The sequence below is a fragment of the Paenibacillus sp. FSL L8-0494 genome (genome assembly GCF_038003695.1).
Lineage (GTDB): Bacteria > Bacillota > Bacilli > Paenibacillales > Paenibacillaceae > Paenibacillus_AQ > Paenibacillus_AQ odorifer.
In genome coordinates, this window is record NZ_JBBOPQ010000001.1 from 5,633,210 (window position 1) to 5,660,078 (window position 26,869).

21 protein-coding genes are annotated in these 26,869 nt (G+C 46.2%); 4 read left to right on the top strand and 17 right to left on the bottom strand.

Annotation, left to right across the window (positions count from 1 at the left end; genetic code table 11):
* Positions 1–57: 57 nt before the first annotated feature.
* From NYE35_RS25500 to NYE35_RS25510, 3 genes are all read right to left on the bottom strand, one after another.
* Positions 58–1,749: a glycoside hydrolase family 13 protein gene (locus NYE35_RS25500; RefSeq protein ID WP_076272773.1), complete on the bottom strand. Its 1,692-nt coding sequence runs from the start codon at positions 1,747–1,749 to the stop codon at positions 58–60.
* A gap of 71 nt (positions 1,750–1,820) precedes the next feature.
* Positions 1,821–3,476 carry a response regulator gene (locus tag NYE35_RS25505; RefSeq protein WP_038573084.1) on the bottom strand — a complete coding sequence of 552 codons (1,656 nt, stop codon included), beginning with the start codon at positions 3,474–3,476 and terminating at the stop codon, positions 1,821–1,823.
* Positions 3,477–5,297 (bottom strand): sensor histidine kinase, encoded by a 1,821-nt coding sequence (locus NYE35_RS25510; RefSeq protein WP_038573085.1) that lies wholly within the window; start codon positions 5,295–5,297, stop codon positions 3,477–3,479.
* A gap of 238 nt (positions 5,298–5,535) precedes the next feature.
* Between NYE35_RS25510 and NYE35_RS25515 the strand changes: the two genes are divergently transcribed.
* The 3 genes from NYE35_RS25515 to NYE35_RS25525 all read left to right on the top strand — a co-directional run bounded on the left by NYE35_RS25515 (position 5,536) and on the right by NYE35_RS25525 (position 8,921).
* The gene (locus tag NYE35_RS25515; protein ID WP_036679562.1) at positions 5,536–6,912 is read left to right on the top strand and encodes an ABC transporter substrate-binding protein; all 1,377 of its coding nucleotides are present in this window, start codon (positions 5,536–5,538) and stop codon (positions 6,910–6,912) included.
* Between the two features lie 206 nt (positions 6,913–7,118).
* The gene (locus tag NYE35_RS25520; protein WP_036679565.1) at positions 7,119–8,003 is read left to right on the top strand and encodes a carbohydrate ABC transporter permease; all 885 of its coding nucleotides are present in this window, start codon (positions 7,119–7,121) and stop codon (positions 8,001–8,003) included.
* A 27-nt stretch (positions 8,004–8,030) separates the two neighbouring features.
* The gene (locus NYE35_RS25525) at positions 8,031–8,921 is read left to right on the top strand and encodes a carbohydrate ABC transporter permease (RefSeq protein ID WP_038573086.1); all 891 of its coding nucleotides are present in this window, start codon (positions 8,031–8,033) and stop codon (positions 8,919–8,921) included.
* Positions 8,922–9,013: 92 nt separating this feature from the next.
* Here NYE35_RS25525 and NYE35_RS25530 read toward each other — a convergent pair whose 3' ends face one another.
* The 10 genes from NYE35_RS25530 to nifB all read right to left on the bottom strand — a co-directional run bounded on the left by NYE35_RS25530 (position 9,014) and on the right by nifB (position 19,947).
* On the bottom strand, positions 9,014–10,144 hold the full coding sequence (locus NYE35_RS25530) for a homocitrate synthase/isopropylmalate synthase family protein (protein WP_036679570.1): 1,131 nt from the start codon (positions 10,142–10,144) through the stop codon (positions 9,014–9,016).
* Entirely contained in the window at positions 10,141–10,893 is a 753-nt protein-coding gene (locus NYE35_RS25535; protein ID WP_076223453.1) for a HesA/MoeB/ThiF family protein, read from the bottom strand. Before NYE35_RS25535 ends, NYE35_RS25530 begins: the two co-directional genes overlap by 4 nt.
* Before the next feature lie 38 nt (positions 10,894–10,931).
* Positions 10,932–11,498, bottom strand: coding sequence for a DUF269 domain-containing protein (locus NYE35_RS25540; RefSeq protein ID WP_076103660.1), 567 nt, complete (start codon positions 11,496–11,498; stop codon positions 10,932–10,934).
* On the bottom strand, positions 11,482–11,886 hold the full coding sequence (locus tag NYE35_RS25545) for a NifB/NifX family molybdenum-iron cluster-binding protein (RefSeq protein WP_036679578.1): 405 nt from the start codon (positions 11,884–11,886) through the stop codon (positions 11,482–11,484). Before NYE35_RS25545 ends, NYE35_RS25540 begins: the two co-directional genes overlap by 17 nt.
* Complete coding sequence (gene nifN, locus NYE35_RS25550) at positions 11,852–13,189, bottom strand: nitrogenase iron-molybdenum cofactor biosynthesis protein NifN (protein WP_038573090.1); 1,338 nt, start codon at positions 13,187–13,189, stop codon at positions 11,852–11,854. The genes NYE35_RS25545 and nifN overlap by 35 nt, the downstream gene beginning before the upstream one ends.
* Positions 13,179–14,543 carry a nitrogenase iron-molybdenum cofactor biosynthesis protein NifE gene (gene nifE, locus NYE35_RS25555; protein WP_038573091.1) on the bottom strand — a complete coding sequence of 455 codons (1,365 nt, stop codon included), beginning with the start codon at positions 14,541–14,543 and terminating at the stop codon, positions 13,179–13,181. The genes nifN and nifE overlap by 11 nt, the downstream gene beginning before the upstream one ends.
* A 77-nt stretch (positions 14,544–14,620) precedes the next feature.
* Positions 14,621–16,162 carry a nitrogenase molybdenum-iron protein subunit beta gene (nifK, locus tag NYE35_RS25560; protein ID WP_038573092.1) on the bottom strand — a complete coding sequence of 514 codons (1,542 nt, stop codon included), beginning with the start codon at positions 16,160–16,162 and terminating at the stop codon, positions 14,621–14,623.
* Complete coding sequence (gene nifD / locus NYE35_RS25565) at positions 16,159–17,622, bottom strand: nitrogenase molybdenum-iron protein alpha chain (RefSeq protein ID WP_036679590.1); 1,464 nt, start codon at positions 17,620–17,622, stop codon at positions 16,159–16,161. Before nifD ends, nifK begins: the two co-directional genes overlap by 4 nt.
* Before the next feature lie 75 nt (positions 17,623–17,697).
* Positions 17,698–18,567, bottom strand: a complete 870-nt coding sequence (nifH, locus tag NYE35_RS25570; protein ID WP_235219430.1) for a nitrogenase iron protein — start codon at positions 18,565–18,567, stop codon at positions 17,698–17,700.
* Positions 18,568–18,570: 3 nt separating this feature from the next.
* Positions 18,571–19,947, bottom strand: a complete 1,377-nt coding sequence (gene nifB / locus NYE35_RS25575; RefSeq protein WP_340952228.1) for a nitrogenase cofactor biosynthesis protein NifB — start codon at positions 19,945–19,947, stop codon at positions 18,571–18,573.
* A gap of 662 nt (positions 19,948–20,609) precedes the next feature.
* On the opposite strand from nifB, the gene NYE35_RS25580 reads away from it, so the two are divergent.
* Complete coding sequence (locus tag NYE35_RS25580) at positions 20,610–21,437, top strand: TerC family protein (protein ID WP_036679597.1); 828 nt, start codon at positions 20,610–20,612, stop codon at positions 21,435–21,437.
* 78 nt (positions 21,438–21,515) lie between these two features.
* Here NYE35_RS25580 and NYE35_RS25585 read toward each other — a convergent pair whose 3' ends face one another.
* The 4 genes from NYE35_RS25585 to NYE35_RS25600 all read right to left on the bottom strand — a co-directional run bounded on the left by NYE35_RS25585 (position 21,516) and on the right by NYE35_RS25600 (position 26,814).
* Positions 21,516–23,177 (bottom strand): response regulator transcription factor, encoded by a 1,662-nt coding sequence (locus tag NYE35_RS25585; protein WP_076099476.1) that lies wholly within the window; start codon positions 23,175–23,177, stop codon positions 21,516–21,518.
* Complete coding sequence (locus NYE35_RS25590; RefSeq protein WP_341122210.1) at positions 23,155–24,918, bottom strand: sensor histidine kinase; 1,764 nt, start codon at positions 24,916–24,918, stop codon at positions 23,155–23,157. Before NYE35_RS25590 ends, NYE35_RS25585 begins: the two co-directional genes overlap by 23 nt.
* Before the next feature lie 83 nt (positions 24,919–25,001).
* Positions 25,002–25,889, bottom strand: coding sequence for a carbohydrate ABC transporter permease (locus tag NYE35_RS25595; protein WP_076099478.1), 888 nt, complete (start codon positions 25,887–25,889; stop codon positions 25,002–25,004).
* 19 nt (positions 25,890–25,908) lie between these two features.
* Positions 25,909–26,814, bottom strand: coding sequence for an ABC transporter permease (locus NYE35_RS25600; RefSeq protein ID WP_036679607.1), 906 nt, complete (start codon positions 26,812–26,814; stop codon positions 25,909–25,911).
* Positions 26,815–26,869: the final 55 nt, after the last annotated feature.

Consider the following 26,869-nt stretch of genomic DNA (forward strand, 5'->3'; position numbering starts at 1 on the left):
AGAGTTGTCACAGTGAGCGTTCAGCCCCTTCATGACAACTCATTCCTACAGCTTCCTTTACACAAGCTGCTGCAAATATACTCGTGCTTCATAAGGTCGAAGTTTAAGCGGTTGGATCTGCTCATCTTTTTCCACGGAATAATTAGAAATTAACAGCTCTATATTTTCTGGTTGGAACTCTGCTGGCCATTCGAATACAGGCTCTCCATCATAAAAATTCAGAATAACCAGCAGCCGCTGATCTTCCAATGTCCGGGTATACGCATATATCTCTGTATGCTCTGCAAGCAACAGCTCGTAGGCTCCATAAACGATGACTTTATGTTTTTTTCTCAGGGCAATCAGCTGTTTATAGTAGTTGTAGATGGAATCGGGATCTTTAATCGCGTTGCCAGCGTTGATTTCCATATAGTTGGAATTCACTTCAATCCAAGGTGTCCCCGTCGTAAAACCACCTGCGTGACCATCGTCCCACTGCATCGGGGTGCGGGCATTATCCCGGCTTTTATGATGAATGGCAGACATAATCTGCTCTTCTGGAACGCCGTTTTTTCGCTTTTCCTCATAATAATTAAGCGTCTCTACATCCCGGTAATCATCAATGGATTCGAAACAGACATTCGTCATTCCAATTTCTTCGCCTTGATAAATATAAGGTGTGCCTTCCAGCATGTGAATGAAGGTCGCCAGCATTTTAGCCGAAGGAATCCGGTAAAAAAGGTCGTTCCCAAACCGGGACACTGCGCGCGGCTGGTCATGGTTGCAGAGATAATTCGCATTCCAGCCTTTGTCATGCAGAACCGTCTGCCAATTACTCATAATCTTTTTCAGCTCCAGTAGACTCCATGGGACGACATCCCATTTTCCACTACCTGCCGAAGCGGCATCCAGAAACATATGCTCAAACTGAAAAGTCATATTCAGCTCCCGGCGACCATCACCTACATAATCTAGCGCCTGCTCCGGTCCAAGTCCTGAGGTCTCTCCTACCGTCATAATATCGTAGAAATAAAGCACTTTATCATATAAATTCTGTAGCAGGGTATGCACATCTGCCAGATTGGAGAACATTCCATAAGCCCGTACGGTAGGTGTTCCACCTGGATTATCCGCATCCGGGTAACCTTTCGTCTTCACGATATGTGCAATGGCATCAAAGCGAAATCCGTCCACACCCTTCTTCAGCCACCATTCCACCATCTCATGCAGCTTATCAATGACCACGGGATTCTCCCAGTTCAGATCAGGCTGATATTTGGAATAGAGGTGAAGGTAATATTCATCGGTCCGCGGATCAAGCTCCCACACCGAGCCACTGAAATAAGACTCCCAGTTATTCGGGGGACCTCCATTTTTTCCTTTTCGCCAAATATAGTAGTCCCGTTTCGGATTATCCTTCGACGATCTGGATTCAACAAACCATGGGTGCTCATGTGACGTATGGTTCAGAACCAAATCCATCATCAGCTTCATCCCACGTGAGTGCATCTCCCTCAGCAAATGGTCAAAATCATCCATCGTGCCAAATTCCTTCATAATGTCACAGTAATCACTGATATCATAACCGTTATCATGGTTTGGCGATTTATAAATAGGGCAGACCCAAATCACGTCTACACCTAAATCCTGCAAATAATCCAGTCTGGATATGATTCCTTGCAAGTCTCCAATCCCATCTCCGTTACTATCCATGAAGCTAATCGGATAAATTTGGTACACGACACTTTCTTTCCACCATTTCGGGTTCATTTCTCGGTTACCTCCTATTTAGCTATATGTAGAGTTTAACCACACAAAGCCTAGTAGATAACAATTTGCTCCTACTTCCCTAGTCCCTTTTGATATTGTGAGGGCGTAAGTCCGGTCCATTTCTTAAAAGTAGCACTGAAGTGGCGTTCTTCCCCGTAGCCTACTAACTTTGCAACAGCGTACATTTTTAAGTTTTGGCGGAGCAGCTTTTTTGCCTCTTCTACCCGGTATTGATGCAAATAATCGAGAAAATTCACACCCAGCTCCTGGCGGAACAGTGAACTTAAATAAGTATTAGATACATAAGCTTCCTTCGCAACATATTCCAGAGACAGATTGGTATTATATTTGTTACGGATGATCTCGAGCGCTGTAACTACTGTTCGATGCAGAGGGCGATGTTTAGAAAAAGCCTCCACCACATTCTGCATGATCTTATTCAGGATCGTAGACAATTCTTCCAGCGTCTCGATCTGCGGTGCCTGCTCCATCCAATTGACCAAATGCTGTTTCCATTCGAATCCAGCTACTTGTTTTTCCTGCGCAAGCCTCTTAAGGCGAACGACAAAAGCTGTTGCCCGAATATTCACCTCCTGCTTGAGGCATCCGGGGTTTCCGCGAAAGCGCTCCAGCCATTGCTCCAGCAGATCGAGGGCAAGCTCATTACTTCCTGCACCGACTGCCACAAGCATCTCATCCTCCAGCACATTTAATTCAGGATCATCTAAAATCCCGATCTCCTGTGCGCCACCCCCAATAACTCCCGAGCCTTCTGTATAAAAATAAACGCCGCCTTTCCCGTTCAGAAAGCGGGATTCCATGGCCTGAAGCGCTTCTTTATAAGACAGGTGAGCTTCCGAAATATCCGCACGACAGGAGCCTACAGCAATACTGATTGACAGCTTGAGGTATTTCTCCAGATTGCTTTGCAGCATCCCGATCTGCTCTTTTAAATAGATGGGGGTTCGGTAAGACTTGCGGGAATCCGTTCCAGCTAAACCACTGCCGATCCAGAGCAGGAGATTGCCATCATGAAAGGTCTCGATTTTTCCTTTATAGATAGGAGACAAGGTTTCACTAATAATATTTAGGGCCGCGTAACGCAAAAGTACAAAATCCTGCCCAGACCCACCAGCAGAGGGAGGATCAAAATCAAAGCTGACCAGCCCAATCTGCGGACCTTCGTGGCTAATAGCCATAGCTAACTCACCGATCAGCTCCTGCCGCCGCTCCAGCGGAACCGGAGGATGATGAATCCATTGGGACAGCACTTGGCTTTTGACAAGCGGTGCATTTTTATGCCAGGAACGATCTCTTTTTAGCTGCTCATTCTCCTGACAACGCTGCCTTTCAATTAGCTCCTTAGCCTTTAGTACCGTCTTCAGAATTTCTTCCGGCCGGCACGGCTTCAGCACATAATCGACAACCCCCAGCGCAATCGCTTGTTTCGCATAAGAGAACTCATTGTATCCAGATAAAATAATCGAGCGAAAGTCGTAACCGCGACGCCGTCCAGCTTCGATTAGCTCCAGACCATTCATCTGCGGCATGCGGATATCCGTTAACAATAAATCCGGCTGTTCAGACTCCATCAGAGCCAGCGCTTCACTTCCGTTCCCCGCCTCGCCCATTACCTCAATCTGATGCGAATTCCAGTCAATCATATTGACGATACCCTCACGGATGGTGTCTTCGTCTTCAGCAATCAGCAGCTTCAGCTTCATCATTTAGGGACCCTCCACAGTGATATGAATGATAATACGTGTGCCTGCTCCTTCTACACTCTCTACTTGCAATGAGGCTCCGGCAAAAAACAAAGCTAAACGTTCCTGTACATTCGAGAGTGCAAACCCCGAACGTCCAGCATTCTCCTCTTCCTCCGAAATAGAGCTTCCTCTCGCTAAACGCTGATGTAGCTCCTGAAGTCTTTCCGGCGTGATTCCCACCCCGTTATCTTGAACCTCGAGCACAATAGTTCTATCTTTGCGGAAGGCGCGAATCGAGATGAGTCCACTTCCAGCCAGTGGCTCGATCCCATGAATCACTGCATTTTCCGCCAGTGGCTGGAGCAGCAGTTTCGGAACTGTGAAATCCTTGATACTCTCATCCAAGGCAATTTCGAACTCAAAACGTTCTCGAAACCGATTTTTTTGCAGGAACAAATAATTCGTCACAAGCTCTACTTCCTGTTCCAATGTAAACGTATCCCGCCCATCATTTAAGCTCAGCCGGAATACTTGAGAAAGCGAATAGACCATATCGGCTATTTCTTTGTCGCCCTTTTTCTCAGCTTCCCAACAAATCGTATTCAGCGTGTTATATAAAAAGTGCGGCCTGATCTGTGCCTGAAGCGTTTTCAATTCTGCTTCCTGCTGCTTCAGTTTGGAGGCATATACATCATTGATGAGCGATTTGATCCGCTGCACCATTAGATTATAACCATGGCCCAAAAGACCAATCTCATCATTTCCTTCAAAAAATACGCGCTGCGTGAAATCCCCTGTCTGGAATCTGCGCATGGAGCGGGAAAGCTTTTTCAGCGGTTTCGTTATTGAGGCGGCGGCGAGCCAGGTAACCATTAAGCTAACTGCTAAGCACAGAAAAGCGATCGTCACCGTGACCTGTGAAATCTGTCCCAGCTCTTTGACAAGCTGCCGTTTGGAATGCACCACCACTACATACCAACCCGTCGTTTCTGACTGCAGATGCGAGACAATCCACTGTTTGTGATCCGCTGTAGACTCCAGTCTCTCCTTTAGGCTCAACTTAGGATCGCTGTCCGCAAAATACGGAAGATCAAGATCTCTTTTGCCGATCCAGCTCTTGTTAGAAGCCGTAATGATGAGCCCGTCTCGATCTACCACAAACATATCTACATCATCTTCAGAGTTGTCTAGATATTGGCTTCCAATCTTACCAGCATCGACCCCGATCACCGCAAGCCCTGCCGGTTTTAAAGTATATACATTCTTGATAATTCTGGAAAGTACAATCTTATGATAATGATCACCAACAAATATGCCATCCGTGGGTCTGGACAATCCAAAGGTTGGACTACCTGCGGCTTCAACGGCTTCCTTGTAGTACGAGGTTTGGATAAAGTTAGAGAACTTCATGCCAGTTGTCAATCCGGCTTGGTTCGCAGCAAAAGGCTCCGCCCCGTTATTCTGGTCTTCCAAAGAGTATAGAATCAGGGATTGAATCGAGTTGCCAGCGACCATCAGGTTGGTGACCGTTTTAAATACGGAATTTCGTTCTTTTTGTGCTTCTGACGACACTAAGAGCCGCTGCACACTTTCATCCAGAAAGAGTGTATTGGAAAAAGAAATCATTCCCCTCACCATCTCATCAATCTGCTCTGCTGTTTTTCGGGTCAGGTGATCCTGTGACTGTTTCATTTTCTCCACCACCTGCTGCGAAGAGATCTGATAGGAGTTCCACCCCATAGCGAATATAGTCACGAGAAGCAGCGGCACAAACCATAATAACAGCTTAAACTGGAGCGGAAGATGGCGATAACGGCTTAATAAGCGGATGTTTCGATTCATGAGAACCACCTTCATGTATAATCAATAAATGTGTAAACCAAGTATAACTGAAATCATTAAACCCTGAACCAGCTTTTTACAATCACTGAAAAATGCCTACATAGTTCTTAAATATGGACCATGTTTCTATCGGTCATAAACTCTTAAGATGGGGATGCAAGAAGAAACGACATTGTCGTCCTCGTTTGATGACAGCCGTTCTCGTGGAAATATATCTCATAAAAAAGGTGGGTTTTTGATGAAAGGTAAAGGAATAAAGCTAGCACTTATGAGTCTAATGCTACCAGCTCTGCTCGCAGGCTGCGGTGGCGGAAATAACAATGCGAAAGCTACCAATGCACCTACAAATGACAAGGCCGAAGCTACTGCCGAAGCAACAGCAAGTGCAGGGGAAAACACACCCGCCGAAAAAATCACACTGAAGTTCTTCACCGCGCTCGCGGATCGGGCAAATGGTTCAGGTAAGGTAGAGCAAGACATTATCGATGCTTACATGAAAGAGAACCCTAACGTCAAGATTGAAGTGGAAGCGCTTCAAGATGAGCCTTACAAATCAAAAATCAAAGTGTATGCCTCCAGCAATCAGCTGCCTGATATCATTCAAGCCTGGGGTCAGCCCTCCTTCCTGAGTCCCCTGCTGGATAACGATCTGCTGCTTGAACTGAACAGCGCTGACTTCGAAGGTAATCAGTTTGTGTCCGGATCCATGGACGGCTTCAGTAAAGATGGTAAACTTTACGGCTTGCCGCGTGGTGCCGACTACATGGTCATGTACTATAACAAAAAAATATTCGCTGACAACGGCATCGAGGTTCCAAAAACCACAGATGATTTGCTTGCCGCCGTCAAAACACTTCGTGCCAAGAAAATTAACCCGATCGCTATGAATGGTATGGACGCTTGGACATTGCCTATCTGGTATGAATTTGTAGCCCAACGTCAGACTGGCGATTTCAATACAATGGATGAAGCTGTTGCGCGTAAAATATCCTTTACAGATCCTAGTCTCGTTGCAGCCGCAACTGAAATGCAGCAATTTGCCGATGCTAAAGGTTTTGCCGATGGCTGGCTGACTGCCGATTACGGTGCTGCACGCAACTTGTTCGGACAAGGGCAAGCTGCCATGTTCTTTATGGGCGCTTGGGAGTCGGGTCTGGCAACAGACGAGAACTTCTCTGAAGAATTCCGCAATAACGTAGGCGCTTTCGCTTTCCCTGCTTCAGATAAAGGTAAAGCAACCGATGATGCCGCTTGGTATGGTGGTGGATATGCAGTCAGCAAAAATTCCAAACATGCTGAAGCCGCTGTTGATTTCTTGAAATATTTCTTCGCTCCAGAGCATTGGTCTAAAATGCTATGGCAAGCCGGCGCGGGTACACCTGCGCAGCAATTCGATCAATTCCTAACGGGTAACGAAACCCAGCTGCAAAAAGAATTGATTGAAGTGTTCAGCTCGATGACATCCTCCAGCGGTACTCCACTGCAGGATGTGGGTGACGATGAGTTCAAGCAAAAGGTAATGGAGGCGCATCAAAGCCTGCTTTCTGATGCAATTACCCCTGAAGAATTCGCCAAAGCACTGGATGCTGCATCCGATAAATTCGCTGGTAAATAAACCAGAGACTACAAAAAACATGAACCTTAGCGCTCCTGAAGTAACCTTATAGATGGCAGTGCGCAAACCCCGGCTTCCCCCAGAGGCCGGGGTTTTGTTTTCGAAAAAATGTATACACCGATCTGAAATTTACGGCATGTTCCGGTGCCTGGCTTCCCGTTACGATGGTAATAGATAGATTACTCTTTAAAAGGACGGAGATTTCCATGCACAGAGTGTTAAGCGACAAAAAAGCGATATTCTTACTCATCGCACCTGGACTGTTCCTATTTGCTTTTATGATCTGCATCCCTATCTTCATGAGCGCTTATTACGGTTCTACGGATTGGGGCGGAATCGGCAAATACAATTTCATCGGCTTTGATAACTACCGTGAAATTCTATTTCATGACAAAGTGTTCTGGAGATCGCTAGTCAATGCCCTGCTCCTGACCGCCGCCACTGTATTTTTACAACATCCCTTTGCCATTCTCATGGGGATATTCCTAACCAATTCCGGCAAATACGAAAAAATATTCCGGACGATCTTTTTTATCCCCGCTGTAATTTCCGTCGTCGTTACAGCCAAGCTGTGGACCGGAATTTTCCATCCAAACTACGGACTGCTCAACAAGCTGCTAAGCGGAGTTGGATTGGATGCACTTACGCATGATTGGCTCGGTGATCCAAAGACGGCCATCTGGTGCATCATCATTGTTGTTATGTGGCAAGGCTTTGGGTATGCACTGCTGCTGTATTATTCAGGTCTGCAAGGCATTCCGGAAGATTTAAGCGAAGCCGCAAGAATCGACGGCGCCAACAACTTCACCCTCTACACGCGTATCATCATTCCGCTGCTTTCGCCGATGATGCGGGTTGCCATCATCATCGCCGTCACCACCTGCCTTAAGCAAATGGAAACCGTATTCTTAATGACCAACGGTGGCCCTGCAAATAGCACACAATTCCTAGGGAACTATCTGTACAAAACCGCCTTCTCATCATCGTTATACGGCTATGGTAATGCCATTTCGATTCTGTTTATTGTGTTCTGCCTGATCCTAACCGTTATCCTCAACAAGATTTTAAAGAAAGATATCGGAGAATTTTAAAGAAACCCTGTAACCGGAGGAAATCCTATGAATAATTCCTTATCGCCTGCCGCTTCACCCCCTAAGCTAAACCTTCACAAACAAGAACGCAGAAAGCCTACAACGGGCAAAATCCTAATGATGGTGTTCCTGTGTATCATGGCGTTGATTCAGTTATTTCCGCTTATTTGGTTGATCGATTATTCCCTGCTCAAGAGCGGTGAGTTCTTTGGAAGCTCATTTCTGAAATGGCCCTCTCCACCCCAGTGGGAGAACTATCGAAACGCTTTTACCTACGGGCGTGTGCCACGTTATTTTGCCAACAGTCTTATCATTACAGTGATTACTGTTATGCTCTCTGCGCTGGTGTCCCTGATGATGGGATATGCGTTTACCCGGATGAAATGGAAGCTAAGTGGCATCGTCCTCTCTCTAATCATGTTAGGCATGATCATTCCCATTCACGCCACATTGCTGCCAAACTTCATTCTGTTTAACAAGCTTGGGATGCTGAACAATATGTACACATTGATTTTGCCTTACTCAGCCATTGTCATCCCCATGAGTGTCCTGATTATGACCGGGTTCCTGGAGACCATCCCACGGGCTATTGAAGAGTCCGCCGTTATTGATGGCAGTGGCATTTACGGGTTAATCTTCCGTATCATCCTACCCATCACCAAACCGGCGCTGGCAACCATCTGTGTACTCAATTTCATCAGCACTTGGAATGAATTCATTATGGCGAACACCTTCCTCACCTCGGAAGATCTTAAGACGATTCCCTTCTCCATTATGAAATTCACTGGTGAGTATTCATCCAACTATGGTGCACAGTTCGCGGTTATGACGATCATCGCCATCCCAACCATCCTGATCTACCTGCTCTTCACAGAACAGATGACCAAGGGAATTACCGCCGGGGCGGTTAAGGGCTAACACAATAAACTTAATCATAACAACATAAAAAGGCTGACAAGACAGGTTTCGTACCCGTCTTGTCAGCCTTTATTCATTCTTACTGATATCTCTTACGGTCGTTGCCAATCCTCCCTCAGCCATTCAACCAAGAGGAGCTCTGGCACATTCACTTTATTAACTTCGGCATAGTCTCTCACCCGTTCAAGCAAACGTCCCGCGGTTCCCGCACTAACCTCTAAACCATGTGCGTTCAGAACATGCATGATTCCACCACTTCCGGAATGTTTACCTAACACAAAATGATGTGCTCTCCCCACCTCAGTGGGATCAAAGGTCTGGTAGGTGGCTGTTTCTTTCAACAAACCGTCAACATGTATCCCAGATTCATGTGTGAAGGCGAGTGATCCGACGATTGGTTTGGCATCGCCGACACTTCGGCCCGAGGCTGCGATCACCCTATCCGCCACCCCCTTCAGACACTCTGGACGCACGCTGCTCTCCCCGCCATAAAGATAACGCCAAGCCATCACTACTTCTTCCATTGCTGCATTCCCGGTGCGTTCACCAATCCCTGCCACCGTAGTGCTTGCCCAGACCGCACCCGCGGCAATACCGCTAAGTGTGTTTGCAGCCGCAAGACCAAAATCATTGTGGCAGTGTACCTCAAGCTCTACATCTGCAGGAACAGCACTAAGTAATGTGCTTACCCGCTCTGCCATTTGACCCGGATGATGAGCAGATACCGTATCTGCATAACGGAACCAACGAATGCCTTCTTTATATAATGTATTTACCAGTTCAACCAAGTACTCCATACTCGCCCGTGAAGAGTCCTCCATCCCCACCGACACAGTCATTCCTAGCCGTTGACCATATTCCGTCGCATGAAGTAATCTTGTCAGACCTTTGGCAGGTGTTAAACCTAGCTTACCTTGTAATTGAATTTCCGAGACAGGGATCGATACATGACTCCAGTTCACACCCGTCGCCCATGCTTTGTCGATATCACTTTCCAAGGCCCGATTCCAGGTCATCATCTTCATAGGAAGACCTAAATCAGCGATAGCCGCAATATCTTCTTGCTCTTGCTTGCCCATGGCAGGAATTCCTACCTCTGCTTGCTCCACTCCGCATTCCGACAGCAACCTTGCGATTTCCAGCTTTTCTTCCCTCGTGAATGAAACTCCAGCCGCCTGTTCACCATCCCTAAGTGTCGTGTCACATAGCCTGAGACTTTTCACGGTTTACCTTCCTCTCCGCAGCAAGTGCAATTCGGATTACGGGTAATATGGACGCTGTAACAGGCGAAGTCGAGTGAATTGAAGCGATGCATTACGCCCGCATAAGTCGTCCCTACCCTTGTAACCCATTTTACGGCTTCCAACGCAGCCAGACAACCCGCAATTCCGGAGGTTGCTCCCAATACTGGAAAGCCAAACGGTTCCCATTCTGGATTAACATCCGGATAAAGACACTCTAAGCAAGGGGTTTCACCAGGTATAACCGTTGTTAGTGAAATCTCAAATCCATACATCGCCGCCTCTATCATTGGCGTGCCGGTTTCTACACATAGGCGGTTCAACGTATATCTTTCCGGAAAATCATACCGTGCATCAATCACTATATTAGCTTGCTCTACCCAAGGTTTTGCCATATTGTATTCAATCTTCGAATTATATCCTTCAATTTCAACATTTGGATTCAGACGTTTTAGCTGCTGAATTGCTGTGCTCATCCTTTCCATACCCAAATGATCACTGTCCATCAAAATCTGTCGATTTAAATCTGGAGGCACAATGTTTCCTTCATGCGCCAAGATCAGCTTGCCGATTCCGGCAGCAGCTAGATAAAGTGCGGCAGTGCCTCCAAGCCCACCAATTCCAGCAATCATCACTGTAGCTTCTTTTAGCGCTTTCTGCCCGCCTTCTCCAAGCAGCTTCAATTGGCGTGCGTATCGTTCCAGTTCGGTGCCGCCTACAAGCTGCTCCATTTTGCTCCCTCCCTGTGGCTGAGCTGCATCATTGGAATCTAACCCTCCAGACCATCCGTTCCATAGAGAGCTGTCATTTCATTAAATTTATCCATAAAGGCTAACCCTTCTTCCACACAAGCAACGCCGTAGCGAATTACTTTCTCCTCAGAGGTAAAAGGAAACGGAAAACCTGCTCTCAAGCTTTTTAACACAAGAATAATCCGATCACTATATAAAAGAGCACGCCCAAATCCTTCCCCATTTATTTCAGAAGAGCTTTGAACCAGAACCCCACTTTTCTCCTCGATCACGCCCGCCACCGCCTGAAACAAGAGAGGAACCTGCAAACGGACCTTTGGAGAAACCGCGCAGTTAAAATCAGATTTGTTCTTGTCTTCAGGGGAAGCGAGAAACAATCGTTCGATCTTCTTCTGTGGTGAAAGAGAAGCATGCCTTCCAAAAAAGTCTTCTGTATCAAGCAATTGACACAACCGGCGTATGAGCATCTCTGCTATATCTTTATCCAGCTTTTTCTCCGTGGTTCGACAACGGCGTTTTAATACTGCCGCTTCCGGAGCAACCCGGCCCATTAATGCAGAACTCTCATTAGCTATGGGATCCATCTACACTCGCCCCTTCCGCTTCATTTTCAGCATGTAATACCTTGGCTAGCCACATCGGTGGTTTGCCCTGTAGCATTTCAACAATCCGCTTCACTTGCTCATCAATAGGACTGCCTGGTGGAACCTTTACCGGCATAATTTTACGACGTGTGACTCTTGCCGCTGCTGAGGCTCCAATCTGCATGATGAATATTAGCGTGCAATCCTCTACCACCTCCAGACGACTCTCTATTTTGCCTGCTTCATCCTGATTGAGAATCGTTGGCAGTTTACGAAGACCTATAAGCTCCCCGCCACCTTTGGTAACTTTATAAATTGCGAACATCGGACTCTGCCCAAAATGGGCATTCACTCTAATTCCATCCTCTGTAGCGAATGCTACTTTCACGATGTTCCTCCTCCCTTCGCATTAACAGATTCGCCGCTTTATTCGTCCACTCCATCGCTCCCCGATACCCTACAGAGGTGGCCATATAAGCACCAAGCTCATTCCAAACGGGAAATCCAGCCGCCATAAAAGCAGCATCTAACCGCGCCGCTCCATTTATCCCATGTGAGTTACCGATCCATAAATCTGCACCTTTGCCCAAAAGCTCAACATCATCCAGATCACCGACCCATACCTCTCGTTCCATCTCAACCACCAAAGGAGTTTCATAGGAGGTGACCAGGGCCTTTTGCTCCACCCCCAGCTCTTCGAGCCAAGAAGATACGGTATACAAATGATCTGGCTCCAGCGCGACAAGTGCAGACATCCCCGCAAATTGAAAATGAGCATCCAGCATGCTATCCAATAAATTCTCCCGTTGCCAGCAATAACGAAGCTGTACCGGCTCCCCGCTAATTTGATGCAGGAATTGCAAAATATCATCCGTTGCTTTAAGCCCCATCGCACTCTCGAATACTTTGTAGGGAGTTCCCAGCGCATTATGCAGTCTTCTAGCTGGACGCTCCATACTTCCGCCGATGGCAATGGTTAGACCCGAATGCAAGCTTTGCAGCATCGAATCCAGAGGCACCCCACCTCTTGTCAGCGGTGAAAATCCTGTCAGCAGATGCCCAGACAAAGAGGTCGAAATATCAGGTAGAGCGATTACCTCAAAACCGAAGGAGGATATCATTTCTTTCAGCTCCATCACATCACCCGGCGTCAGAAACGATCCCGGCAAGAGGGTAATCTGACGTGTATTTACACTCCTTGAACCCCGATGGCCTACCTGCTGAATCATCTCATCAAGCATCGCCTCCACGGTAGAGCTGAACCCCGATTCCAATGAACCACGAAAGTCTGGTAAGGTGACGGAAAAAGCAAGCCCACCCCGCATGTTCCGCTCCCTTTTATAGGTCTTGAGCATGGATTGATAATCCACTCCTGCCACATCCGTCAGCTCAGTCCCAATAATGCCTATAATGTCTGGTCGGTGTTTACTGAGTATGGTATTTAGAGCTTCCTCTAAATTACGATTCGCATCAAAGATTACATCCATCTCCTGCAAAGCAGAGGTCTGTACGGCTATAGGCTCACGAAAATGCCGGGTAAGCAGTGCCTTCGGAAATGCGGAACAACCTTGCGCACCATGCACAATAGGCAATGCCTTGTAGCAACCCTGAAATGCCAGTACGGAACCAAGGGATTGGCCTATTTTCATTGGATTAACCGAAGTCGGTTTACTCCTTTTGTTAACGGTCATAGGAAGGTTCCTCCTTATCCCAGGGAGCGGCACTGGCAGCCAGCTTCCAGATTGGATTAGCAAGAGAATACGTCAGCTCCTTTGCCAGCCTTAGTAAACCTTCGTAACCAGCATAGGCCTTGTGTCTTTCTTGATTAATATCGATAAACGGAATCTGCTCTTTCATTGCCACATACATATTCCGTCCGCCAGCAATCATAATATCTGCCTTACGATCCCGGACGGTTTTGATAATTCGGCTTGCCCCGCCCTCCGGGATATATTCGGTGTCATCACCAACACGATCCGCTATACGCCGTACATCATCTTCCGTGCTTTTGTTCGTGCCTACACCTACCACCTGAACGCCTAACTCCTTCAGTGCGGAAATAATCGACCAGCTTTTTACTCCACCCGTATAGAGAACTGCTTTCTTTCCTTTAAGCAGCTTGCGGTAGGGCCGCAGCTCCTGAATCAGTCTGTTTTCCTCTCGTTCCGTCAACCGATCCACACGCCGCTCCATCTCACGGTCATTCAGCAAATAAGCCATTTGACGTAAGGAATAAGTTGTCTCTTTGGCCCCATAGAAGGAGCCTTCGAAATAGGGAATGTGGTATCTTGCCTCCATTTCTTTTGCCAGACCTAACAATGCACGGCTGCACACAACCATATTCACTTTTGCATGATGTGCCCATGTAATTTCCTTATATCTTGCATCCCCTGTAATTCTGGACATTAGCGTAATTCCAACACTCTTCATTAATTTCTCGATATCCCACATTTCACCCGCGATATTGTACTCTCCAATCAAATTCACACCTAAAGGAATCTCAATCTCTGGTTCACCTGTGCCAATGACATATTGTAGCAGCGCTTCACCAGCCAGCCGATTTCCAAGATTCTTACTGCCTACGAATCCAGGGCTGTTCACGGGGATCACAGGAAGCCCCAATCTGCCTGCCGCTTCCTTGCATACCGCATCCAAATCCTCGCCAATCAATGCTGTCACACAGGTCGCATATACAAATATTGCCGGAGGCATAAAGCGCCCGGCAATATAGTCAATGCTATCTTTAAGTTTCTTTTCTCCGCCAAAAATAATGTCGTTATCGTTGAGATCTGTAGTAAATCCGTATTGTGAAAGTGATGGCCCGCTTGATAAAGCCCCTCTACTTTCCCAGCTATTCCCGGCACAAGCAGCCGGCCCATGGACGAGATGCGCAGCATCCATGATCGGCAGCAGCGTGATTTGGGCTCCGTCGAAGGAGCAGCCCCCAGCCGCTTCGCCCGGCTTGGGGCGTGGACATGGCTTCGATTTCGGAGTTAAGCTCCCGCAAGCTTGCGCGTCGAATACATCGTTTCTGATGGACTCCATCGTACCACCTCCCGTAACTGAATACTCCTTACTCTTAAAATGCTCAATTATTCAGTGTCACTACGATAAATATTGGACTAACGAACAAGATCGTGGTTGAAGCCAGATGAATCCTCATCCAACCCCTGCAGGATTGTATTTACTATAGTAGTTAACAAGTTCAAGGCACCTTGATAACCGATAATCGGATAACGATGCAGATGATGGCGGTCAAAAACAGGGAAGCCTACACGGATCAAAGGAACGTCGGCATCTTTGGCAGCAAATTTAAGATGAGAGCTTCCAATGGCCAGATCCACAGGATCATCAATCAGCAGAGAGCGCATATGCCACAAATCATTTCCGATATGAACCGTTGTTTCTGCTCCGTAGGGACTGGCAGCAAGCAGAGCTTTCGCTTCTTCTTTAAATCCGTTTTCCCCATTGGAGCACACAATATGAATAGGCTCTATACCGACTTCCAGACAGAATTCAATCAGGCCGATCAGCAAATCCGGATCGCCAACTAAAGCCACTCGTTTGCCATGCAGATAAGGGTGGCTATCGAGCAAAGCATCCACTACCCGGCCACGTTCTTCCACAAGCTCAGGCGGAATGGGCAATCCCGTTAATTCACTGATAGACTCTATTAGCCGATCTGTGGCATGAATGCCCAGCGGAGTCGACATCGCAACGGTCTGTTGTTTCCATGTGCCGCTGATGTATTCCAACGTTTTTTTGACAGAATATTTCTGAAGAGAAAGAGTTCCCAACGCATTAGCTGCCTTCGGCACATCTGCCAGCTTCGTTCCCCCATAATAATAGGAATATTCTCCTGTAGCCGGGGAATCAAAATTGCCGCTGTGGTCACCAAGGAAGGTGTAGCCTGTATCAAACGCGGCAAGGATTTTTCGAATTTCTGCAAAATTCCCCGTATAAGGCTCAAACCCTATAATGACATTCAGCTTCTCTCCAGTTCCCTCTCCACTGCCAGGGGTAGCTTCAATCCCAGAGCGGATGAACAAGGTACTGAGGATGGACTTTAACATGGAATCGTAACCTGTAATATGTGATCCGGAAAAACTTGGCGTGTTGGCGTAGGGCACTGGAATTTCGTTCGAAATTGCACCCTTCTGGCGGGCATTGGATATAAAAGCCTGCAGATCATCCCCTATAACCTCAGCCATACATGTAGTGGATACAGCTATCATCTCTGGCTTATAGAGCGCCACACTATTTTCAAGACCATCAATAAGATTGTTCATCCCTCCGAACACCGCACCATCTTCTGTCATAGAGGAAGAAACCGCGGGGGTTGGCTCCTTGAAATGACGGCTCAAATGACTACGAAAATACGCAGTGCAGCCTTGGGAGCCATGTATAAACGGCAGAGTTTTTTCGAATCCCAGCGCAGCCATCAAGGCTCCTAGGGGCTGGCATGCTTTATGAGGATTAACTACCAGTGAGGTGCGAGCAAAATTCTTATCCTTATATTCAGACGACTTCGAGTAGGCTAATGCTTCCGCTGTCTCTTGCTCACTGCAGGGTGCCTCGAATGCTTTTTTCCCTTCACGTTGCTTCACATAGGGTTCAGTTTGAAATAATGTATTGTAATCCGGGATCTCCAGTTTGTCCTTCATACGCCCGCCTCCTTTTTAGGGAGTGATCCTGTTTTCCCTGAATTGATCAAGCTCCACACTGGGCTGTTAATGGTCATGTCCATGTCCTTAGCAAAAATCTTAAACCCGTCATAGCCATGGTAAGGACCACTATAATCCCAAGAGTGCATTTGCCGGAAAGGAATACCCATCTTGTGATACACATATTTCTCCTTCACACCCGAGCCCATCAGATCAATATCAAGTCTTTGCGCAAGCTCTTCCAGCTCGTAAGCGGTTGGATCATCGTAGATAATAGTGCCTTCCGGCAGTTCAGGGAATGTTTTCTCGTAATCATCCTTGTGAGCGAACTCATAACCTGTGCCCACTACCTCCATACCCAGATCCTCATAAGCCCCCAGTGTATGGCGGGCACGTAATCCGCCTACCAGCAGCATGACCTTTTTACCTTCCAGCCGGGGTTTAAATTTAGAGATAATCGCCTCCATTTGTGGCGTGTATTTAGCGATGACTTTCTCGCAATTTTCCTGAATATACTCATCAAACCTTGCGGCGATGGCTCGAAGGCTTTCAGCTGTTTTGGTCGGCCCGAAAAAGTTGTATTCCAGCCAAGGAATCCCATATGCTTTCTCCATCGTCGTTACCATATAGTTCATGGAGCGATGACAGTGAATCAGATTGAGCTTCGCCTTATGCGCGATCGCCAATTCATTGATGGTTCCATCCCCAGACCACTGCGCAATAACACGCAGACCCATTTCCTCCAGTAAAATGCGTGAAGCCCAAGCGTCCCCACCGATGTTATAATCTCCGATAATATTAATATCGTAAGGACCACATTCCGCAAGCTCCTTCTTCCCCATCAGAAAATCACGGATCGCATCGTTAGCAATATGATGACCCAAGGATTGGCTAACCCCACGGAATCCTTCACAACGAACGGGAATGATCGGGAGACCTAGCTCGATAGACATTTTTTTGGACACCGCTTCAATATCGTCTCCGATTAGCCCCACAGGACACTCTGATTGGATCGAAATTCCTTTAGCCAGTGGGAACATTTCTTTAATTTCACGGCAAATGACTTCAAGCTTCTTGTCACCGCCAAATACAATATCTGTCTCCTGAAAATCACTCGTCACCTGCATAGCCGTAAAATTATCAATGCCCAGTGTTCCGTTGGCATAATTCCGTCTTGTTCCCCAGCTATATTGCCCACAACCTACAGGACCATGGCTGATATGCACCATATCCTTGATCGGGCCCCAGACCACGCCCTTCGAACCGGCATAAGCACATCCTCTTTGGGTCATAACCCCCGGACGGGACTTCATATTCGATTTGATGGCGCATTTGCCACAGTTTATTAACTCTTCATTATTGATTTCAAAATGCTTCTGACGATCCTTCCGTGCCTTTTCCGGGTAAACCTCAAGAATCTCTTCGAGCATCTTTTGGTTATCTTCGATATTCAGCCCCATTCTGAATCCTCCTCATCCCTTAGAGTGATCCGGTGAACAGCCGTCTCTCCACTCCTGTTCACCGGACGAACCTAATTATTGGCCAGATGCCTTCAGCTTTTTCAGCGCCGTCTCTTCATCCTCAATCACACCAAATTCCATGAGTAAATCCTCCAGCTCTTCCATAGAAATCGGGGTCGGGATTGTCATCATATTGTTATTCAGGATCTTTTCTGCCAAAATCTCATATTCTCTCGCTTGCTGATGATGAGGATTATATTGGGCCACGGTCATTCTTCTCAGCTCTGCATGCTGAACCACATTATTCCGCGGGACAAAATGGATCATTTGCGTATTCAAACGGCGTGCCAGCTCCATAATGAGCTCATCCTCACGGTCCGTATTACGACTGTTGCAGATCAGACCGCCCAATCTTACGCCACCGCTGTTGGCATACTTTAGAATTCCGCGCGCAATGTTATTGGCCGCATACATAGCCATCATTTCCCCGGAGCATACGATATAAATTTCCTGTGCTTTATTCTCACGGATCGGCATTGCAAATCCACCACATACCACGTCACCAAGTACGTCATAGGATACAAAATCCAATCCTTCATAAGCCCCTTGCTGCTCCAAAAAATTAATCGCTGTAATAATCCCGCGGCCGGCACAACCCACACCCGGTTCAGGTCCACCGCACTCCACATTAAGAATGTCGCCATATCCCAACTGAACTACATCCTCAAGCTCCAAATCCTCAACCGTTCCTCTTTCAGCTGCCAATTGGAGCACTGAATTCTGAGCTTTGGTGTTCAGAATCAACCGTGTGGAGTCCGCTTTAGGATCACAGCCTACGATCATTGTTTTTTGACCAAATTTAGTGGCGAGCTGCGCCAAAGTGTTCTGCGAAGTTGTGGATTTACCGATACCGCCCTTACCGTAAAAAGCAATTTGTCTCATCATTCATCATCCCTTCGAAATCGATATATTTTCAAAATAAGAGCTGATCTTCACACTTTCGAGAATCACATCCTGTATTTCACCTTTACGCACCAGAGGCAATACCCCGGCTTTATTTAAGCTGGCGCGAGGGACATCGCCAATACCAGAGCAGAGCAATATTTGACAGTCCTGTAATATAGAAATAATTTCTTGTAGCGTGGTATTCTTATCCCCATTACAATCCGCTTTACCGTGGCAATAGGCCTGAATCTTTCGGACACCTAGCAGCTTCACGCTTACTCCATCTGTTTCATAAACCATGAACTCTGTCGCGTGGCCAAAATGTTGATTGACCTTATCCCCACCACGTGTAGCAACAGCGACTTTGGTGGTGTGCTGCCCTTGCTGGAAAGAGTTCTGCCTTAGCTCTTTGGCTTTGACACGCTGACGGATTTTGGCATCGAGTTCACGTTGAAAGAGCGCTCTAGCTTGCTCATTTATAACTGGATTTGCATCCATCTTTTCTAATATAAAATCCTGATTACGATCCTGACCTAGCAGCCCAATGGCATCAGCACGGCATTGTCGACAATGGCGCATGACCTTCATTCCTTCGCGCCCAAGCACTTCCTGTAGGTTGTGCAGTTCTTTAGGACGCGGCGCCTTGCGCCCATCCCGTTCATACTGACTTCCCGGTGCGATAATTAAAGGCGTCACATTATGCAGAGTTGCCCCGAGCGCTTTAACTGTTCGCGATACTTCAGGGAGATGATGATCATTGACCCCTGGAATCATAACGGAATTAACTTTAACAAGAATACCTTGCTGTGCCAGCAGCTCCAAACCTTGAAGCTGGCGGCTGATCAGCAGCTCCGCTGCTTCTTGTCCTTCGTACCGGATCCCTTCGTCAACAACCCATGGATAAATTTCACGGCCCACATTGGGATCAATGGCATTGATGGTGATCGTGACATGACGGATACCTAGCGCTAGTATGGCGTCTACATGCCTGTAAAGGGTCAATCCATTAGTACTCAGGCAAAGGGTAACATCAGGGATCTGCCGCTTGACTCGTTCGAACGTGTCAAAGGTTCGTTCTGGATTCGCCAGCGGATCACCCGGACCTGCAATCCCAACTACCGACAGTTGCATCAGCTGTGCGGCTACACCTTTCACTTTTCTTTCAGCTTGCTCTGGAGTTAGCACTTCACTAACTACACCAGGCCTGCTTTCATTCACACAATCGAATTTTCGGTTGCAGTAATTACATTGGATGTTACAGGCGGGAGCAACCGGGATGTGCATCCTAGCAAAAAAACGATGAGCTTCCTCGCTGTAGCAGGGATGGCGACTGAGCTCCTCCTCTGCTTCAATGGATAACCTCGATGACGTCTGCGGCATTTCCCCACCTCCTAAAAGTTTTATGCAGCATGAACTTCTAGTACTTCTTCGCAGTAAAACTCACTTCAACAGAACAACTGATGTAATTTTAGTTAACACAAATCATGTTCGATTGCTTTGATTAGTTTCATCATATTTTCATCAACCTACATCGTCAATCAAGTTTTTCCTTTTTAAGTCCTGTTTTTCCTTATGTTTGCAGTTTCGTCAAATTAAATGTTAGTTTATATAACCTAAATATATCATGTTTCCGTTTCCATTTTTATTCAATCTCTGTTGATTTCCGTCATCATGTCATGTTTCTGGCCATTTTAATGATTCTTAAAAGATAGAATCCATTTATTTCTGCAACTTTTATTGACAATGACTTTCATCTCGTATATGATCTCTTTAGGCAAGAACACATTGAATAATCTTAAAAATTTAATATATCCCGTAAAGGGGAGTAGCTGTTAAATAAAGTCGTCAATACGAGAATATGAGGATATTCTCCGGCTTTATTGGCAATTCACATTGTTAGCGAGACCTTTACCAATCAGGTTAGACCTTTATTCCAAAGGCTAATCTGTTTGGTAAAGGTCTTTTTTATATAAATTTGGTTAAAATGGTAGGGTAGATATCTTTTGGTAGATATTTGCATTCAAAAAGGGAGGACAACAGTAATGGATTGGGGATTATTATTAGAGTACGGTTGGGTATTGCTTGTTCTGGTAGCACTAGAGGGACTACTCGCCGCAGATAACGCATTGGTATTGGCAATTATGGTTAAGCACCTTCCTGATGAGGAAAGAAAAAAAGCGCTGTTTTACGGATTAGCGGGGGCCTTCGTGTTCCGATTCGGTTCGCTATTTGTCATCTCCTATCTGGTCGATATCTGGCAAGTACAAGCCATCGGCGCGATTTATTTATTATTTATCGCGGGTAATCATATTTTCCGAAAACTGTTGTTTAAGAAGCCCGTCACAGATGAAGCTGCTGAAAGCGGCACTGACGGTGCGGTCAATAAAAAGAAATCCAGCTTTTGGTTTACTGTTCTGAAGGTAGAAGTCGCTGACATCGCCTTCGCGGTCGATTCCATCCTAGCCGCAGTTGCACTCGCGGTTGCTCTTCCTGCAAGTGGTCTTCCAAAAATCGGAGGCCTCGATGGCGGACAATTCCTCGTCATCTTTGCCGGTGGATTTATCGGTCTGGTCATTATGCGTTTCGCAGCTTCCTTCTTCGTTAAGCTGCTGCATTCCCGTCCAGGACTTGAAATTGCAGCCTTCTTTATCGTAGGTTGGGTGGGTGTTAAGCTGTCAGTCATTACATTGGCGCACCCTTCACTTGGTGTTCTGTCCGAAGATTTCGCTCATAGTACCTGGTGGAAAGCCACCTTCTACGTTGTGCTCGTACTCATCGCTGTAATCGGCTGGTTTATGAGTAGCCACAAGGTTGAAGAGAATGTTGGCGAGAATCCGGTTAGAGAAGTAGACAAACAACTCGGTAAATAATCGTTAAAATACAGCCACAAACAATACCCCGTAAGATGCACCTTCTGAACAGGTGTACGTCTTTCGGGGTATTGTTATTTATCCTCGTTTTTGCTCTCGATATTCCTGCGGCGTACAGCCAACGGTTTTTTTGAAGAATCGAAAAAAATAGTGCTGATCACTAAACCCGAGCTGGCCGGAGATCTCGTGCATTTTTAGAGCAGTTCCAAGCAGCAGCTCCTTACTCAGCTCCACTTTTTTCTCCAGAATATAATCAGAAATCCCCTTCCCTGTCGTTCTTTTATACCAGCGTGACAGATAGGACGGATTAAGTGAGACTTCCTGCGCAATCCGGGTTAAGGACAAATCATCGGCCAGATGGGATTTAATATATTGGTGGATCATGGACAGGATATTCGATTCATCATGTTTATAGGTAGCGCTTCTGTTCGAGATAATCCATTCAAAAAACGTGTGATAAAAAGAGATGACGTCCGACCAGTGTGTATTGATATTAAAATATAACATACGTGATAAATTCATACCGCTATGGGCTTTTTCCGTTAAACCTAACTCTTGTAAAGTCTGCAGCAGGGTGTTACTGATCCCAGACATTAATCTTAATCTCAAAAAAGGATCCTCCGGCCCACCTTCCCCCGAGAGCTCCACCCATTTGCGAAAAGATGTGCCCCAATCGAGATCACCTTCAAGCAGCCGTTGTTTTAAATAGTCGAGCAGTAGTTCTGCTGTTGCATTTCGATTATGCATAGAACCTGGACTTGGGCTCACTTCCTTGGTATTTATCCTCAGCAGCTTTTCCATCCCAAGTCCGGGGCTATCAAAAATGGCTAATCGTAAACGGTTCAAGGCATAGTTCAGCTCATGCCAATGCACTTCCTGATCACTGGCGATAATAGACACAGATAGTTGCAGACATTTGCCACAGGCTTGCTGAACGGATTCCATGGTTCCATGGACGAAACGGAGCGTTTTTAACCAGAGCTCTTCTTCCTTGATTGAGGATACACTTTCACTTTTAGGCTGAACAAAACAAGCTATCGTCCCCGGGTCCAGATCCACAGCCTTAACTTCAACTTTGTCGCTGAGCAGCTCCTCCGCAATATTGGCTACCGCATAACGAATTAAGCTCCGGTCTGAAGCCGTTTCATAATTTCGCCAAGCCTCCATTCGCAGAATAATAGGCAGGACGGGTCCATCCGCTTTGAACGGGAGCTGAATGGCGTCGAATTCAACCTGCAAGCTCTGCCGGTCTATCCGTTCGGTGCGTCTTAGAATATCGTGTAATAATTGCTGCTGTAACTGGGGCAGCGCGCGCGGGAGCTTATCGCGAAGCCACTGGCTTTTATAGAAATAATCCTCTTCTGAAGATATTTTCTCCAAAGTCAGCTCCACAGCGGCACGAATTTTATCCATCCCCTCTGTCTTCAATAAATAGTCGACTACACAAGGATTTCGGATCGCCTGATGGGCAAAATCGAATTCATTATGTCCTGTCAGCAGAATTACTTTACAACGCGGCCAGCGGTCGACAATTTCCTGAATTAACGCCATCCCATCCATTCCTGGCATACAGATGTCACTAAGCACAATATCTATTTTTACGGTATTAAGCCAATCTATGGCATGATCCGCTGAATGAACCTTTATGATCTCCAAATCTTTAAAATCTGCCTTTACAAAAAATTCGTACAACCCATCCAAAATATTAGGCTCATCATCAACTATCATCATTCGTTGCATCCTGCACATCCCCTTTAAGCGGTAAATTGACTCTTACACAAAGCCCGCCCAAACAACTTCTCTCTGCCTGCAAGCCATAAGGAGAACCAAATTTGATCCTCAATCTCTGATTCACATTTAATAAACCCGTGATTTCCCCCTGAATAGCATTCTGCTCGGAGAACTGGCGCTGCAAGAGATTTAACTTGTCCTCACTAAGCGAGTCACCGTTATCTTCTATTATAATAGTCAGCGTATGCTCAACTTTTTCATAACTCATTTTTAATAGGCCATTGCTGCCTTTTTGCTTAAGCCCATGCTCGAATACATTTTCAATAATGGGCTGCAGGAGGACCCGTGGGACTTTGATGTCCCGGCAATCCGCTGCAATCTCATCTACTTCAGCTCTAATTCTCGCGCCAAAACGAATCCGTTGTATAGCCAGATAGACCAAAGCATGCTCCTGCTCTTGCCGCAAAGTAACCTCCTGGGCGGAATCCCGGGTCATGTACCGAAAATATTGCCCTAAATAATCAGAGAACTCCTTGATCAGCTCTACATTTTCCACCTCAGCCATCTGTTTTATGCTAAATAGACTGTTGTAGAGAAAATGAGGTGTGATCTGCGATTGTAAATGTTTAAGCTCCGCTTCCCCTGTCCGGATACGCTGCACGTAGTTCTCATCAATTAGTGTATTTAAATGCTTAAGCATCTCATTGAAACGAGAATATAGATACCCAAACTCATCCCTGCGGGAGTGAGTAATAAAGATCCCCGTCTGCCCCTGCTCCGCTTTCTTAAACCCTCTGATAAGAATAGACATCGGTCGATGAATCATCCTGTACGTCCATAAAGAGAACAAGATAATGATCACTATCGAGACAACGAACAACAGCCACAGCAGCAATGAGTACACATGAATCGGCTTCATGAGCACCGTGTTGGGAATATTTGCGGTCAGCCTAAAGTTATTGCTGTGATCGTAGAGCGAATAATAAAAAGAGTCATCATAACGATACCGCTGCACACTTACAGTATCTTCACTATTTAGCGGTTTCTCTACTGGGAATAACCTGGGCTTCTGGTCAGAAGTTGATATCACATAATCGTTATTGCCGAATGCCAACGTAATATCGCTCCCCCCTGATACAGCAAATTCTTTCAAACGCAACTCAAGCTCAGGCGACGAAAGCTTCACTCCCAGCAAAAAATTAGGTGAAAGATTGCGATCCAGGTTATAGGGATTACTGCGCAGTAAATATAACTCGTCTTCGTATTTAGATAAAGCGCCCTTCAGATTGCCCATAGTGGCCAGCAGACTTTGCCATTCCTCATTGGTGACATCCCTAACCCCCACCGCAGCGCTAACCCGCTTATTAATTTCCGGTACATAATACACAACATCACTAATATAAGGACTGGTTTCTTTGATTTGTTTTAGCTTGGTGTATATATTGTTCAGATTAGAATCCACTTCGTACCGGCTCATAATTGGAATACGGGTACTGAAGGTAGCCAGCGTTTCATCCTGAGAGTACTCCGTGACTAAGCCCGTTATCCGTTGCAGCTCAAATTCAAGATGGCTATAGTAAAAATGAACCTTCGATTCGTTCGCCCTCTCCACTTCAGCTTGCATTTGGTTGGAGCTATAGTAGGTAATAGATATACTCAGCGCACAGAGTGGAAGCATGACCAATAGGAAAGCTCCGATCAGCTTGATCACAATGGAATCGGGGTTCCACCCGATGGAGAATGATTTCATTGGAATTTTCTCCCTCTTCTATCGAATAATAATAAAGAAGGAGCCATGTTCAGGCTCCTTCTTATATTTAGGTCCAGTCCAGTTTACCCCTTTACACTACCCACGACTAGTCCATGCACAAAATATCTTTGCAGGAACGGATAAATCGCCAGGATCGGAATGATAGACAAGAAGATCTGGGAGGCTTGCGTTGTACGGTCTGAGATTTGATTTAATAACGCAGCTTGTTCAAAAGTAATATTTTCAGTCTGGATCGATACCTGCTGAAGTATGGATTGTAAATAGGTGGCCAGCGGATAATGTTCCGGGCTTCTCATATAAATCATACCATCGAACCATGCATTCCAGTGCCCCACCAAAGCGAACAACGTAATGGTCGCAATACTTGGCATAGATACCGGCAGATACACACTCCATAACGTACGTAAGTGTCCTGCGCCATCCATCCATGCGGCTTCCTCCAATTCTTTTGGCAAACCTCTGAAGAAATTGAGCATAAGCAGAACATTAAAGATCGGCACCGCGCCCGGTATAACAAGCGCCCAGATGCTATCCAGCAGCCCCATTTCTTTTACAATTAAATAGCCAGGAATCAGACCCCCACTGAAGAGCATCGTGAACACAAAAACCCAGGCATACACGGTCCGTGAGCGGAAGGACTTTGCCTCTTTAGACAATGGATAAGCTACTAGAATCGTAAACAACAGGTTAACGGATACGCCAAGCACTACCCGGAGCAGACTAGTTCCGAAGGAGTGAATGAACTGGTTGTTCTGAAGGATATATTTATAGGAAGAAAGTGTGAAATCCACAGGCCAGAAGGTTACGCTACCCGCGTTAACAGCTGCGCTGGAGCTGAAGGAGATCGCCAGAATGTTCACGATCGGAAAAAGACAAAGCACTGCGAGCAAAGTCAGAAATACATAATTGCAGCGGAGAAACCAACGATAAGCAGTTGAAGTATGGTGCATTTAGTCCACTCCTTTCTCTCTAAAAAATCCGATATTTAGCAAAACGATACGCCAGATAGTAACCCAGCCCGATAAATACGAAGGAAACTACAGATTTTATCAATCCTAATGCGGTCGATACAGAGTACTGAGCATCCTGAAGACCAATTCGGTAAATCATCGTGTCCAAAATATCGCCTGATTCATACACTAGCGGATTGTACAGATTGAACACTTGGTCAAATCCCCCGTTCAGGACGTTGCCAAGACTGAGTGTAAGCATCAGGATCATAATCGGGCGAATGCCCGGAAGCGTAATATGCCAGGTCTGCTTCCATCTTCCGGCACCATCGATTACAGCAGCTTCATAAAGGGAGGAGTCAATGCTGGTTAAAGCCGCCAAATAAATGATCGTCCCGAATCCAAACTCCTTCCATTGATCTGTGATCACTAGTACGTATGGGAACCAGCTATTGTCGGCTAGAAATTGAATAGGCTGCATGCCTAGTGCTTTTAAAAGCATGTTAACAATCCCGCTGCTCGGAGACAGTACATCTACGATAATCCCGCCCAAGATAACCCATGAGAAAAAGTGCGGCATATAAATAATCGTCTGAATCGAACGTTTGAAGCCGTTTACACGAACCTCATTAAGCAATAAAGCCGCTATAACCGGCACGGTCAGCCCAGCAATAATTTTCATGACGGAGATAAATACAGTATTCCATACGACCTGTCCAAAACCGGGAAGCTCAAACAAATAACGAAAGTTTTCGAGCCCTGTCCAGTTCATATTCTTAAACCCTGAAATCGGGGAAAAATTCTGGAAGGCAATTACAAGGCCAGCCATCGGAATATAACTGAAAATAATGATTACTATTAAGGCAGGTAAAATCATTAAATGGAGCGGAATATTACGTAGAAATTGCTTAGTATTAAAGTGCATATGCTTTCTCCTCCTTGTATCTCAATTATAGAGCAGCCCCAAATTGCCTTAATAG

Bases quoted from the DNA above. Each gene is read 5' to 3' on its own strand.
- NYE35_RS25595 (WP_076099478.1), bottom strand. From the start codon at position 25,889: ATGCACCATACTTCAACTGCTTATCGTTGGTTTCTCCGCTGCAATTAT.
- nifN (WP_038573090.1), bottom strand. From the start codon at position 13,189: ATGACCGTTAACAAAAGGAGTAAACCGACTTCGGTTAATCCAATGAAA.
- NYE35_RS25525 (WP_038573086.1), top strand. From the start codon at position 8,031: ATGAATAATTCCTTATCGCCTGCCGCTTCACCCCCTAAGCTAAACCTT.
- NYE35_RS25510 (WP_038573085.1), bottom strand. From the start codon at position 5,297: ATGAATCGAAACATCCGCTTATTAAGCCGTTATCGCCATCTTCCGCTC.
- nifH (WP_235219430.1), bottom strand. From the start codon at position 18,567: ATGATGAGACAAATTGCTTTTTACGGTAAGGGCGGTATCGGTAAATCC.
- NYE35_RS25540 (WP_076103660.1), bottom strand. From the start codon at position 11,498: ATGGATCCCATAGCTAATGAGAGTTCTGCATTAATGGGCCGGGTTGCT.
- NYE35_RS25580 (WP_036679597.1), top strand. From the start codon at position 20,610: ATGGATTGGGGATTATTATTAGAGTACGGTTGGGTATTGCTTGTTCTG.
- nifB (WP_340952228.1), bottom strand. From the start codon at position 19,947: ATGCCGCAGACGTCATCGAGGTTATCCATTGAAGCAGAGGAGGAGCTC.
- NYE35_RS25600 (WP_036679607.1), bottom strand. From the start codon at position 26,814: ATGCACTTTAATACTAAGCAATTTCTACGTAATATTCCGCTCCATTTA.
- NYE35_RS25500 (WP_076272773.1), bottom strand. From the start codon at position 1,749: ATGAACCCGAAATGGTGGAAAGAAAGTGTCGTGTACCAAATTTATCCG.
- NYE35_RS25590 (WP_341122210.1), bottom strand. From the start codon at position 24,918: ATGAAATCATTCTCCATCGGGTGGAACCCCGATTCCATTGTGATCAAG.
- NYE35_RS25585 (WP_076099476.1), bottom strand. From the start codon at position 23,177: ATGCAACGAATGATGATAGTTGATGATGAGCCTAATATTTTGGATGGG.
- nifE (WP_038573091.1), bottom strand. From the start codon at position 14,543: ATGGAGTCCATCAGAAACGATGTATTCGACGCGCAAGCTTGCGGGAGC.
- NYE35_RS25505 (WP_038573084.1), bottom strand. From the start codon at position 3,476: ATGATGAAGCTGAAGCTGCTGATTGCTGAAGACGAAGACACCATCCGT.
- NYE35_RS25520 (WP_036679565.1), top strand. From the start codon at position 7,119: ATGCACAGAGTGTTAAGCGACAAAAAAGCGATATTCTTACTCATCGCA.
- NYE35_RS25515 (WP_036679562.1), top strand. From the start codon at position 5,536: ATGAAAGGTAAAGGAATAAAGCTAGCACTTATGAGTCTAATGCTACCA.
- nifK (WP_038573092.1), bottom strand. From the start codon at position 16,162: ATGAAGGACAAACTGGAGATCCCGGATTACAATACATTATTTCAAACT.
- NYE35_RS25535 (WP_076223453.1), bottom strand. From the start codon at position 10,893: ATGGAGCAGCTTGTAGGCGGCACCGAACTGGAACGATACGCACGCCAA.
- nifD (WP_036679590.1), bottom strand. From the start codon at position 17,622: ATGGGGCTGAATATCGAAGATAACCAAAAGATGCTCGAAGAGATTCTT.